Source organism: Cupriavidus sp. C3SS-1 (genome assembly GCF_057073755.1).
Genome location: NZ_CP172700.1, coordinates 231,188 through 243,253, shown reverse-complemented (window position 1 = coordinate 243,253; position 12,066 = coordinate 231,188). Strand labels below are relative to the sequence as shown.

Genomic DNA, 12,066 nt, shown 5'->3' with positions numbered 1-12,066 from the left:
TCCATTGAGAGCCAAGGCAGTGTAATCAGGAAATTAGGCGCCAGCATTTCCGACCAAGACCTTCATTAGTTCCTGCTGCTCACGAATGGGGACTCCCATCCATGGATCCAGCGCGGCGGCACGGGGGGCCGGCCCCAGCGCCGCCGCCCCGCTTCAGGCGACGTTGAAAAAGTGCGTGCCGTCACGGTCCAACTGGGCGATCAGGCCGTACTCCCAGTCGAGGTAGGCCTGCATCGCGGCGGCCGCATTGTCGGTGCCCTCATACGGACGACGATAGCGGTCCGTGCGCGGCACGGCCAGATGGGTTTCGCCGCTTTCCACCGGCAAGCCGGCAGCCAGCCAGGCGAGCGTGCCGCCTTCGAGCACATAGACCTCGGCCTCGGTCAGCGCGCGCAGGTCCTCGGCGGCGAAGCGCGCCAGCTGGCTGGTGCCGCAGGTCAGCACGTAGCGGCGTGCCACGGGAATGCCCGTCAACGCCAGGGCAAGCTGTGCGCGAATGACGAACCATGCACCGGGGATGTGGCGCTTCACATAGTTGGCACTGCTGGTGAAGTCCAGCACGACCGTCTGTCCATCCTGCGCTTGCAGCCACGCGCCCAGCGTTGCCGGCGACACGGCTTCGACCGGCGCGGCGTCGGGCGCGGGCAGGCGCGGCACGCCGGTCTCGCTGCGCAGCGCCGCGTCGACAGGCCCCACCACCGATACGTCCCAGCCCATCTGCGCGAGCCATGACGCGCTCATGTCCGCGCGCACGCCGTCATCGTCGGCCAGCACGATGCGCGCGCCGCGTACCGGCGCGCTGTGGTCGGTCTCCTGCACGAGCTGCCCGCCTGGTGCGTTGATAAAGCCGGGCAGGTGGCCACCGGCGTATTCCTCGGGTGTCCTCACATCGAACCGGTAGAGCGTGCGTCCCGGCGCCTCCAGCGATGCCAGTGCCGCGTGGGCGACGCGCCGCACCCCGGCGCGCGCTGCGATATCGCGTGCGCCCTGGCGAGCCTTCTCGCGATTGGCCTCGCCGATGTCCAGCGGCGCACGCCGGCTGGCACCGTGGTCAAGCGTTTGCCCGGCAAGCGTCCAGCCGATGGTGCCGTTGCGCAGCGCTGCCACCGGGTTCGGCAGGCCGGCATTGATCAGCGACTGCGTGCCGATGATGCTGCGCGTGCGGCCCGCGCAGTTGACGATGACTTGCGTCGACGGGTTCGGCGCCAGTTCGCGCACGCGCAACACCAATTCGGCACCCGGCACGCTCGTGGCCGTGGGGATGCTCATGGTCTGGTACTCGTCGAAGCGGCGTGCGTCGACCACGACCACGTCGGCGCCGCTGTCGATCAGTGCCTTGACCTCCGGCGCGCCCAGCGACGGCGTGTGGCGCCTGGCCTCGACCACTTCCCCGAACGACTTGCTCGGCACGTTGACGTCGCGGAACACTTCGCCGCCGGCGGCAATCCACGCACCGAGACCGCCGTCGAGCAGGTTCACGTCCGTGTAGCCGAGCTTGCGCAGCACGCTTGCGGCGCGCGGCGCGAGGTCGTTGCCATCGTGCTCGCCATAGACCACGATGTGCGTGTCGCGCCGCGGAATGCGCGGCCATGCTTCCAGTTCCAGCTTCGATAGCGGGAAATTTGCGGCCCACAGCGGATGCGACTGGGCAAACGGGTCTTCCTCGCGCACATCGAGCAGCGCGATTTCCTTGCGGTCGAGCAGCGCCTGGCGCACGGCCTGCGGGGTGATCAGCGGAAATTGTTCAGCGGAAGCGGTCATGATGCGGCGGAATCCTTCGAGCGGTCCCACGGATTGGGCAGGCAGGGGTTGGAGTAGCCGGAGATGAACGGCTTGCGCTCACCGGCCTCGGGATAAACGCTGCGACACACGCCGCCGATGTTGGCACCGTACACGTGGATGCTGATCGAGACGCGGTCGTCATAGGCGTTGTGCACGCGATGGATATCACCCACTGTCGGCGATACCGCTTCCACCTGTCCCGGCTCCAGCCGCGTCGGCTCGCCATGCGCCACGGGTCGCCCGGCGGCATCGATCACGAACGGCTGCGAATATTCGGCGCCGCGCAGCATGCCGATCAGGCCCCACACCGTGTGGTCGTGGATCGGCGTGCGCTGGCCCGGTCCCCAGACAAAGCTGACGATGGAAAAGCGCTCGGCCGAATCGCAGTGCAGCAGCATCTGCTGGTAGTACTCGGGGTGCGGCTGCGCGAAGGCATCGGGCAGCCAGTCGTCGCGCGCGACCAGCGCGGCCAGCAACGCGCCGCCTTCACGCAGGATGCGCGGCTCGTCGGGCTGCTGGTCCAGCAGTGCCGCCAGGCCGGTGATGAACTCGCGCAGCGGCGCGAGCGAAGCGCGGCTGGCGGTGGGGGATTCGCTCACAACTGTCTCCTGTATCTGAGAACGCCTTCAAGGTTGCCTGACGGGCTCCTTTACCATTTTGCTTTTCATTGCATCAGCGCCACGCGCCCCGCCGCCACCAGGATCGAGTCGTTCTGCGGCGTATGGATGCGGCTGCACAGCACGTCGCGGTAATGGCGTTCCAGCGGGTTGTTGCGGCTCAGGCCGTGGTTGCCTGAAAGCTGCAGCGCCAGTTCCACCGCGCGGATCGCCTGGCTCGTGACCGTGAACTTTATCAGCCCGCTGTCGGTCGGTGTCGGCGGCGTGCCGGCGTCGGTGCGCGCGGCGGCATCGTCGAGCAGCGCCTGGTTGGCGTGCAGCAGCGCCGCGATCTCGCCGATTGCCTCCTGCACGCGTGGCAGCGTCGCCAACGGTGCGCCAAGGCTGCCGGGTGCGCGCTCCCGCACAAAGCCGCGAACCCAGTCGAAGCCCGCGCGCGCCACGGCGTCATAGAGGCTGCCGAGCAGCACCACCATCCAGGCTTGCTGGTCGGCGTTGGCGTCCACGTCGGCCTGGCTGGCACCCGCAGGCGCCCACGCGGATGGCTCACGGATATCGACGGCGTTCTCCGGCGGAATCCAGACATTATCGAGTACGGTCTCGTGGCTGCCCGACGCGCGCAAGCCCATGTGGTTCCAGTTTTCCACGACACGGATACCCGCAGCGCCGGCCACGGGCCGCGGCACCACGAACACGCCCACGCGCGGCCGCGGCTCGTCGGTGCGAGCCCAGACCGAGAGCCAGCGCAAGGCGGGAATGCCGGTGCTGTAGAGCTTGCGTCCGCTCAGTCGCCAGCCATTGGCCACGCGCGTGGCGACCGTCGCGGGCAAGCCGCCGCGTGCGGGCGAACCCAGGTCCGGCTCCACGCGCAGCGAATTGATCAGTGCACCGTCCTCGACGGCACTCGCAAACACCTGCTTGCGCAGCGGCTCGGACCAGTGCGCCTCTGCGCGGCCGATGGCGCGGTGCTGCAGGTAAGTCATGGTCAGCACAAGCGCCGTCGCGGGATCGCCGCCGGCGACCGCAGCGATGATGCGGCGCGCTTCGGCCAGGCCGGCACCGCCGCCACCGTGACTGAGCGGCACGACCTGTGCGATCAGGCCGTACTGGTGCAGCAGCGCGAAGTTCTCGTGCGGGAAGCTCGCATCGGCATCGTGCTGCGCTGCGGTGGCCGCAAGGCGCGGCGTCAGCTGGGCGAGCACATCGGCGAGTAGCGGTTCGCGGCTCGGCAGCCGGCGCAGGGAAGACAGGGACATGGTGGATTCCTGGCAAGGCGCGGCGCGCGAACGCACGCCGCTGGCGAATGCCGCATAGCGTACCGGCGCCTGGCGGCGGCGAGAACGACGCATCCTGCATATGGTCCGTCGTTTTTATTCGTTCGGTCTCGCGGGGATCGGGCGTACCTTGTGGCTCAGTTCCTTTGCCATTTCTCGTTTCCCGCTTCCTCTTCCGCATCTCGCCTTGCGTCTTCCGCGCAAGCGCACCGTTGCGCCCTTCCAGTCAGGAGAACCACGCATGAGCGTCGATATCATCGGCATGATCCAGAGCCAGAAACAGTCGGAGATCCACCGCCCCACGGGACCGGTGATCGATCGCGACTACGTCCGCGCCTTTGCGCAGGCCCACGAGCAGGCCGGCTTCGACCGCATCCTGGTGCCGCACCACTCCACCGGTCCTTCCGCCACGCTGACGATCTCCTATGCGGCCACGGTGACCGAGCGCATCCACTTCATGCTGGCCCACCGCCCCGGCTTCACCGCGCCGACGCTGGCTGCGCGCCAGATCGCCACGCTCGACCAGTTCAGCGGCGGCCGGCTCGGCGTGCATTTCATCTCGGGCGGCTCCGACGACGAGCAGAAGCGCGATGGCGATTACCTGAACCACGACGACCGCTACGCGCGCACCGACGAGTACCTGGACATCCTGCGACGCATCTGGACCGAGGACAAGCCGTTCGACCACGAAGGCAAGTACTACCGCTTCAGCAATGGTTTCTCCGAAGTCAAGCCGGCGCAGAAGCCGCATGTGCCGATCTACTTCGGCGGTGCGTCCGAAGCCGCGCTGCAGGTCGCGGGCAAGCACGCCGACGTGTACGCGCTGTGGGGTGAATCGCTCGACCAGGTGCGCGATCTGACCCAGCGCGTGCGCGCCGAGGCCGCGCAGCATGGCCGCGAGGTGCGCTTCTCGGTGTCGTTCCGCCCGGTGCTTGCCGAGACCGAGGAGAAGGCATGGGCCCGCGCCGACAGCATCCTGGAACGCACCCGCGCGTTGCGCGTGCAGCAGGGCTACAGCCGCGGCGGCCCGCAGCAGAGCGAAGGCGCGCGCCGCCTGCTCGCCGCAGCCGGACAGGGCGACCGTGTCGACCAGCGCCTGTGGACCGCGATTGCGCGCGAGACCGGCGGCCGCTCCAACTCCACGGGCCTTGTCGGTACGCCGGGACAGGTGGCCGATGCACTGCTGCAGTACTACGACCTGGGCGTGACCACCTTCCTGCTGCGCGGCTTCGATCCGCTCGAAGACGTGGCCGACTACGGTCGCGAACTGATTCCGCGTGTGCGCGAACTGGTTGCGCAGCGCGATGCGGCACAACAGGCGACGCGCAAGGCCGCCTGACATCCGATCTCAACAGGAACGGGGAGAACCCATGAGCCATACTGAACCGGCCGACGCGCTTGCCAGCGCGACCGATCACAACGCGCGCCGGCGTAGCGTGCTGCGCGCAGCAGGCGCCGCCGCTATCGCCGCGCCGGCATTGATCCTTGGCCGTCAGGCCTGGTCCGCGCCGCGCAAGCTGACCTTTGCCTGGAACCAGAACTCGTTCTGCCTGACGCCGGTCGTGGTGGCGCAGGAGCGCGGCTTCTTCGAGAAGAACGGGCTGCAGGTGGAGCTGGTGAACTACAGCGGCTCCACCGACCAGCTGCTCGAATCGATTGCGACAGGCAAGGCCGATGCCGCGATCGGCATGATCCATCGCTGGCTCAAGCCGCTGGAAGCCGGCTTCGACGTCAAGATCATCGGCAGTTCGCACGGCGGCTGCGTGCGGCTGGTCGGATCGAAGGCGGCGGGCGTGAACAGCCTGCAGCAACTCAAGGGCAAGACCGTCGGCGTGAGCGACCTGGCCGCGCCGGGCAAGCACTTCTTCACCATCCTGCTGGCCAAGCACGGCATTGACCCGGACAAGGACATCACCTGGCGCCAGTACCCGGCCGACCTGCTCGGCGTGGCGGTGGACAAGGGCGAGATCCAGGCCATTGCCGACGGCGATCCCAACCTCTACCTGCTGGAGAAGCGCACCAACGGCGCCTACGTCGAGCTGGCCACCAACCTGACCGGCGAGTACGCGCGCAAGGTCTGCTGCGTGGTCGGCGCGCGCGGCGAGCTGGTGCGCAATGATCGCCCCGCGGCGGCGTCGCTGGCGCGCGCGATGGTGCAGGCAACCGAGTTCGTCAACGAGAACCCGAACGAGGCCGCCAGGGTCTTTGCGAAGTATTCGCCGAAGATCAACCTTGATGACCTGCGCAAGCTCTACGCCACGCTGACCTATACGCACCATCCGACTGGCGTGGACCTGCAGGAAGAGATCGCCTTCTACGCCGACGATTTCCGCCGCATCGGCGTACTCAAGAAGAACACCGATGCCAGACGCCTGGCGCAGCATGTCTACGCCAATGTCCTGGGGTAATGCGATGACCACAAGCCAATCCGCACTCGATCCGGCACTGGCGCGCGGCGCCGGCACCCACGCGACACCGGCACCGGATGCCTGGCGCCCCTGGCCGGCAGGCGTCGCCGCAGCCGCTGCGTGGGCGGCGTTCGGCGCCATCACATGGCGCTGGCCCAACAAGGTGGCGGGCTTCTCCGACTGGGCCTATACCGAGGAACTGGGCATCGCCGGCATCGCGGCGGCAACCGTGCTGGCCGCGTTCGCGCTCGCCGGCACGCGCGCACCGCTGCCACGCGGCACGTTGGGCAAACTGCACGCTGGCGGACCGTGGCTGGTCGCACTGGCCCTGGTGCTGTCCGCGTGGGAGATCCTGACGGCGAAGACCGCGACCCTGCCGACGCCGTTTTTCGCGCCGCCGCAGGCGCTGATCGAAGTCTTTGCCGATGACTGGCCCCGGCTTGGCGACAGCGCGTTCAACACGCTCAGGCTGCTCGGTCTCGGCGTGGCCTATGGCGGCATCGCCGGATTCCTGGTCGGCGTGTCGATCGGCTGGTCGCGGCGCATCGGCTACTGGGTACATCCGGTGCTGCGCGTGCTGGGCCCGCTGCCCTCCACCGCCCTGCTGCCGCTGACGTTCTACTTCTTCCCGTCGAGCTATTCCGCCGCGGTGTTCCTGATCGCCCTGGCCACGGCTTTTCCGGTCGCTGTGCTGACCTGGTCGGGCGTGGCCAGCGTCAACAAGAGCTACTATGACGTCGCGCGCACGATGGGGGCGTCGGGCTGGTTCCTGGTGCTGCGCGTGGCGATTCCGGCGGCGTTGCCGCAGGTGTTCGTCGGCCTGTTCATGGGCCTGGGGGCTTCGTTCTCCGTGCTCGTGACCGCCGAGATGATGGGCGTGAAATCGGGCCTCGGCTGGTACCTGACCTGGGCACAGGGCTGGGCCTCGTACGTCAACATGTATGCGGCGCTGATCGTGATGGCGCTACTCTTCTCCGGCGTCATCACGCTGCTGTTCACCGTGCGCGATCGCGCGCTGTCGTGGCAGAAAGGAACCGTCAAATGGTAGCCATCGCGGAACGTCCTCCCTCCGCAAGGGGGCACTCCCAAGCTTCAGCCGCTGGCGCACACATCGATATCCGCCAGGTCAGCCACTGGTTCGGCAGCGGCGACAGCCGCCTGCAAGTGCTGGATGGCGTCGACCTGACTGTCGCCCCCGGGGAGTTCGTCGCGCTGCTTGGCCCCAGCGGTTGCGGCAAGTCCACGCTGCTGCGCCTGGTCGCCGGACTGGACACGCCGGTCTCCGGCGAACTGCTCCAGGACGGCGCGCCGATCACCGAGCCCGACCCGTCGCGCATCGTCGTGTTCCAGGATCCGACCCTGTACCCGTGGCGGCGCGTGTGGGACAACGTCGCACTGGGGCTGCAGGCGCGCGGCATCGTCCGGCAGGAGCGGCATCGCGTCGATGCGGCGCTCAAGCGCGTGGGCCTGGAATCGTTCGAGCGCGCTTTTCCGCACCAGCTTTCGGGCGGCATGGCGCAGCGCGTGGCGCTGGCGCGCGCGCTGGTCAACGACCCGCGTCTGCTCGTGCTGGACGAACCGCTTGGCAAGCTCGACTCGCTCACGCGCCTGGCCATGCAGAGCGATCTCGTCGAGCTGTGGCAACGCTCGGGCTTTTCGGCGCTGCTAGTCACGCACGACGTGGAGGAGGCCTTGTTCCTGGCGCAGCGGGTGATCATCTTCAGTGACCGGCCAGCGAAGATCCGCGCCGAACTGACCGTGGACCTGCCCTATCCGCGGCATCGCGGGGATCCGCGCCTGACAGAGCTGCGTCACGAAGCGTTGCGCCACCTTGGACTGGAAGCGAGCTGGTGAGAATGTCCCGGGTTGATGGGGCGATGCGCCCATGAACGGCCTGCCTGTGCAGGCGTGGCTCAATACCCTGCTTGTCCTGTTCCAGGATGCCCAGCTTGCGCTGCTGCGACTCTGGCATGCGCTCGGCCTGACCGGTGATGCCCACGGCCAGCCCGCCTGGCCGTGGGCGCGGCGCATTGCCGGGGAAACGCTGCTGATCGACCTTGGCCTGGCACGGCATCTCGCCTGGTCGGTCGGTGCGGTGGTCGTGGCACTGGTGTTGGTCGCCATGGCCATGGCGTGGCGCCGTTGCCGCGGTGTCTTGCTTGCTATCGCCGGCCTGGCGCTCGTCCTTGCGCCCTGGCCATCGCCGTCGCTGCTGTTCAGGGCTGCGGTGCCGACAAGTTTCCACGCCAGCCCCACAGGGTTCTCCGTCGATGCCGTCGCACGCGGTGCGAAGGTTTATGCGCAGCACTGCGCGTCCTGCCATGGCGAGGATGGCCGCGGGGAAGGACCGCTGGCGGCTTCACTGCAGCGCTGGCCGCCTACGCTGGTCAGCCCGCTGCTCGCGCGACGTGCGGATGGCGAGTTGTTCTGGCATGTCGTGGATGGCATGCGCAATGCGCAGGGCGAGGTCACCATGCCCGCGTTTGGCCATGCGCTGAACGATGCAGACACATGGGCGGTACTGGACTACATGAAGGCGCTGGCCGCAGGCAGCGGCGTCGTCGCCAACGGCAGTTGGCCGATCGCCCTGCGATTGCCGGATACGCCCGTGCGATGCGGTGATGACTTGTCGCCACGTTCGCTTGCGCAGTGGTCTGTTAGGCAGCGCGTGCGTGTGGTCGCGTTTGATGGAGATATCGGTTCGCTGCCGATGCTGGATCCACGGTTCCAGACCTTGCTGCTGACGCGCGATGGCACCTTGCCTGCCGGCGTCCCGCGCTTTCGGGCCAACTGCGTCGCGGCATCTGCGCATGCGTGGGAGGTGTTTGCGCGGATTGCCGGCGTGCCGGTCGATGGGCTGGGTGGGACGGAGTTGCTGGCCGACCGCGATGGGTGGCTGCGGGCGCGTGGTGCGCCGGGGGTAAGAGGGTGGTCGGATGCGGATATGGTTTGCCGGACCGGGCGCTCCATCGAGGCACCCCGTGGCGCGCCGGCCGCCAACGGTCTCACGGGGTTGGTACTGCGAATGGATGAGGAACCAGTCAGGTTCGTAAAGGGCGGATTTGTTCATTGAGGACGAGGGGTGCGTCCTGCCAGAGAACGACAACCCCAATCATCCTCCCAGAGCCCCTTTTTTCTACATAGCCGTCTTCCCGCCATTCACCGCCAGGATCTGTCCCGAGATGTAGCGGGAGCGGTCCGATGCCAAAAACACGATCGCGTCAGCCACTTCCTCGGGCGTGCCAATACGTCCCGCCGGAATGCCCGCCGCGACTGCCGCGACCTTCGCTGCGCCGCCTGCAATGCGATCCAGCATGCCGGTGTCGATCGGCCCCGGTGCGACGGCATTCACGCGAACATTGGCTCGCGCCGCGTCAAGCGCTGCCGACTTGGTGAGGCCTTCGATCGCGTGCTTACTCGCTACATAGATCGGATTCTGCGGATTGCCGCGGCTTCCCATCGTGGACGAGAGATTGACGATGACGCCATGTTCCTGCGCGAGCATGACGCGCAGTTCGTGCTTCATGCTCAGGAACGTTCCCAGCACGTTCGCATCGAACGTCGCGGAATAGGATTCAACGGTCTGGTGGACGATCGATCCTGGCGTCCCCTCCGTACCCGCGCTGTTCACCGCCACATCGAGCCGCCCGAAACGGGCCACCGTTTGGTCGACAAGATGGCGGACCTGGTCTTCGCTGCTGACCTCGGCACGCACGAACTCGGCCTCCGCGCCCAGTTCGCGCAATTCGGCAACCAGCCGGGCGCCAGCAGCCTCGTTGCGGCCGGAACAGACCAGTCGCGCCCCCTCGCGGCCGAATGCAAGTGCTGCGGCATAGCCGATTCCGGACGTGGCACCGGTCACCAGCACGACGGCATTTTTCATGTCTCTCTCCAAGGATCAATCCAATGTGGAATAGTCCGCAGGCATCGCGGTCACTGCGTGTACCGGCACGGGTCCGGCGGAAACTGGCCCGATGGCAGGCGCGTGCTGCCTGCGCCAGTCGGTCGCGCTGCAGCCAAAGGCAGCGCGAAACCAGTGGCTGAAACTGCTTAGCGTCGAGAAGCCCAGCAAGCCGGCCACTTCGCCGATCGGCTGGTCGCTTTCCTGCAGGTGGCGTACCACCAGTTCCAGGCGCACCTGCTCGAGCAGGGTCGAGAACGTCAGCCCTTCGGCGCTGAGATAGCGATGCAGCGTGCGGCGGTCGACGCGCAGACGATGGGCGAGCTGCTCGGCCGTGCAGCGGCCGGCGGGCAGCAGCACCAGCATCAGCGCGCGGCACGATTCGCGCACACCCTCATCGCGACGCCGCAGCGCCGCTTCCAGATAGTCCCGCGCAAAGCGCGCGGCGCCGGGGTCGCCCGGCGTGCGCGGTATCTGCAGGTCGGCCGCCATGCAGACCATGCCGTTGAAGGACTGGTTGAACTTCGGCAGGCAACCAAAGAAGGTGCGGTGCGCGGTCGCATCGGCCGGCGCCCGGTGCGTGAAGCAAACTTCGACCGGCTGCCAGCGCGGACCGATCAGTTCGCGCAGAATGCGAAACTTCACGCCCACGGCAAGCTCCATCGCCTGGCGCGTGGACAAGCCTGGGCTCGGCAGCAGGTCTTCGCGAACGACGACGGCGTGCCCGTTGTCCTCGATGTGCGTGACCAGCGTGGCGCTGAGCAGCTTCAGGTAGCGGCACAAGGTATCGAGCGCCTGCCGCGGCGTCGGCTCTTCCTTGAGGACCAGGCTGATGGGCCCCAGGTTCGAGAACGTCCGCTGTCCGGCCAGCTGCAGCGCAAAGTCTTCCATGCCGGTAGCCTGCGCGGTCAGTTCGAGCAGTTCGCGCACGGCATGGCTGGGAATCAGTTGCTCGGGGTTCTCCAGCAGCGCGGCCGACAACCCGACCGCGCGCAGATACGCGTGCGGGTCGCGTCCCAGCGACGTCACCAGCGCGATATAGCCGTTCAGGCTCGCACTGCGGATCAGCTTGCCGACGGACTGCATGGCATTCCCGCTGTGCGACGGGTCGCCTGCGTCAGAACCCGACGGCATGCTTGCCCTTCAGCTGCAGCATGTCCCGTGTTTCGGCCGGGGTGGCGACTTCCAGGTTCAGCGACTTCAGGATCGACACCATGCGCTGCACCTGCCCGGCGTTGCTCTTCGCGAGTTGGCCCGGGCCGTCCCACAGCGAGTCTTCCAGCCCGACGCGAACGTTGCCGCCCATCGACGCGCCCATGGTGGCCAGCGGGAACTGGCTGCGGCCCGCGCCGAGCACGGACCAGTAGTAGTCCTTGCCGAACAGCCGCTCCGCCGTCCTGCGCATGTGCATCACGTCTTCGGGATGCGAGCCGATGCCGCCCAGCAGGCCGAACACCGACTGGATGAAGAACGGCGCCTTGAGAATGCCCCGGTCCACGAAATGCGCCGCCGTGTAGAGATGGCTGGTGTCGTAGCATTCGATCTCGAAGCGCGTGCCGTTGTCCGCGCACGATTCAAGGATGTAGCGGATCTCCTTGAAGGTATTGCGGAACACGCGGTCCTCGGAGCCCTCCAGGTAGGGACGCTCCCAGTCATGCTTGAATTCCTTGTGCCGCTCGAGCATCGGGTAGAGGCCAAAGTTCATCGAGCCCATGTTCAGCGACGCCACTTCCGGCTTGAGCTGCAAGGCAGGCTGCAGGCGCTCCTCCACGAGCATGTTCGGCGCGCCGCCCGTGGTCAGGTTGATCACGACATCCGAGCGCTCGGCGATGACTGGCAGGAACTCGCGGAACAGCGCCGGGTCCTGCGACGGCTGGCCGTTGTCGGGCTTGCGTGCGTGCAGGTGGACAATCGAAGCACCGGCTTCGGCCGCCGCGATGGCTTCACTGGCGATCTCGGCCGGCGTAATCGGCAGATAAGGCGACATGGTCGGCGTGTGGATGCCGCCGGTCACGGCGCAGGTCACGATGACCTTGCTTTGGGGGGCTGCCATGGAAGGTGTCTCCGTTCGTTTTCTTGCAGAC

11 protein-coding genes are annotated in these 12,066 nt (G+C 67.3%); 5 read left to right on the top strand and 6 right to left on the bottom strand.

Going from position 1 to position 12,066, the window contains the following annotated elements:
• Nucleotides 1–153: 153 nt before the first annotated feature.
• The 3 genes from ACIGJC_RS17125 to ACIGJC_RS17115 form a co-directional block, all read right to left on the bottom strand.
• A complete protein-coding gene (locus ACIGJC_RS17125) occupies nucleotides 154–1,761 on the bottom strand; it encodes a rhodanese-related sulfurtransferase (RefSeq protein ID WP_483713219.1) in 1,608 nt (535 codons plus the stop codon).
• Nucleotides 1,758–2,381 (bottom strand): cysteine dioxygenase family protein, encoded by a 624-nt coding sequence (locus ACIGJC_RS17120; RefSeq protein WP_483713218.1) that lies wholly within the window; start codon nucleotides 2,379–2,381, stop codon nucleotides 1,758–1,760. The genes ACIGJC_RS17125 and ACIGJC_RS17120 overlap by 4 nt, the downstream gene beginning before the upstream one ends.
• 65 nt (nucleotides 2,382–2,446) lie before the next feature.
• Nucleotides 2,447–3,655: an acyl-CoA dehydrogenase family protein gene (locus ACIGJC_RS17115; RefSeq protein ID WP_483713216.1), complete on the bottom strand. Its 1,209-nt coding sequence runs from the start codon at nucleotides 3,653–3,655 to the stop codon at nucleotides 2,447–2,449.
• 259 nt (nucleotides 3,656–3,914) lie between these two features.
• Here ACIGJC_RS17115 and ACIGJC_RS17110 point away from each other — a divergent pair, with 259 nt between their 5' ends.
• The 5 genes from ACIGJC_RS17110 to ACIGJC_RS17090 are packed head-to-tail and all read left to right on the top strand — an operon-like array spanning nucleotide 3,915 to nucleotide 9,154.
• On the top strand, nucleotides 3,915–5,012 hold the full coding sequence (locus ACIGJC_RS17110) for an LLM class flavin-dependent oxidoreductase (RefSeq protein ID WP_483713214.1): 1,098 nt from the start codon (nucleotides 3,915–3,917) through the stop codon (nucleotides 5,010–5,012).
• Nucleotides 5,013–5,043: 31 nt separating this feature from the next.
• Nucleotides 5,044–6,081 carry an ABC transporter substrate-binding protein gene (locus tag ACIGJC_RS17105; RefSeq protein ID WP_483713213.1) on the top strand — a complete coding sequence of 346 codons (1,038 nt, stop codon included), beginning with the start codon at nucleotides 5,044–5,046 and terminating at the stop codon, nucleotides 6,079–6,081.
• A 4-nt stretch (nucleotides 6,082–6,085) separates the two neighbouring features.
• Entirely contained in the window at nucleotides 6,086–7,129 is a 1,044-nt protein-coding gene (locus tag ACIGJC_RS17100; RefSeq protein WP_483713211.1) for an ABC transporter permease, read from the top strand.
• Entirely contained in the window at nucleotides 7,123–7,935 is an 813-nt protein-coding gene (locus tag ACIGJC_RS17095) for an ABC transporter ATP-binding protein (RefSeq protein WP_483713209.1), read from the top strand. The genes ACIGJC_RS17100 and ACIGJC_RS17095 overlap by 7 nt, the downstream gene beginning before the upstream one ends.
• 31 nt (nucleotides 7,936–7,966) lie before the next feature.
• Nucleotides 7,967–9,154: a c-type cytochrome gene (locus ACIGJC_RS17090; RefSeq protein ID WP_483713208.1), complete on the top strand. Its 1,188-nt coding sequence runs from the start codon at nucleotides 7,967–7,969 to the stop codon at nucleotides 9,152–9,154.
• Nucleotides 9,155–9,217: 63 nt separating this feature from the next.
• On the opposite strand, the gene ACIGJC_RS17085 is transcribed toward ACIGJC_RS17090, so the two are convergent.
• Genes ACIGJC_RS17085 through kce form a run of 3 tightly spaced genes read right to left on the bottom strand, consistent with a single transcriptional unit; the run spans nucleotide 9,218 to nucleotide 12,035 of the window.
• The gene (locus ACIGJC_RS17085) at nucleotides 9,218–9,964 is read right to left on the bottom strand and encodes an SDR family NAD(P)-dependent oxidoreductase (protein WP_483713206.1); all 747 of its coding nucleotides are present in this window, start codon (nucleotides 9,962–9,964) and stop codon (nucleotides 9,218–9,220) included.
• Between the two features lie 15 nt (nucleotides 9,965–9,979).
• Nucleotides 9,980–11,068, bottom strand: a complete 1,089-nt coding sequence (locus tag ACIGJC_RS17080; RefSeq protein ID WP_483714444.1) for an AraC family transcriptional regulator — start codon at nucleotides 11,066–11,068, stop codon at nucleotides 9,980–9,982.
• Between the two features lie 31 nt (nucleotides 11,069–11,099).
• The gene (gene kce, locus ACIGJC_RS17075) at nucleotides 11,100–12,035 is read right to left on the bottom strand and encodes a 3,5-dioxohexanoate:acetyl-CoA acetone transferase (protein WP_483713204.1); all 936 of its coding nucleotides are present in this window, start codon (nucleotides 12,033–12,035) and stop codon (nucleotides 11,100–11,102) included.
• Nucleotides 12,036–12,066: the final 31 nt, after the last annotated feature.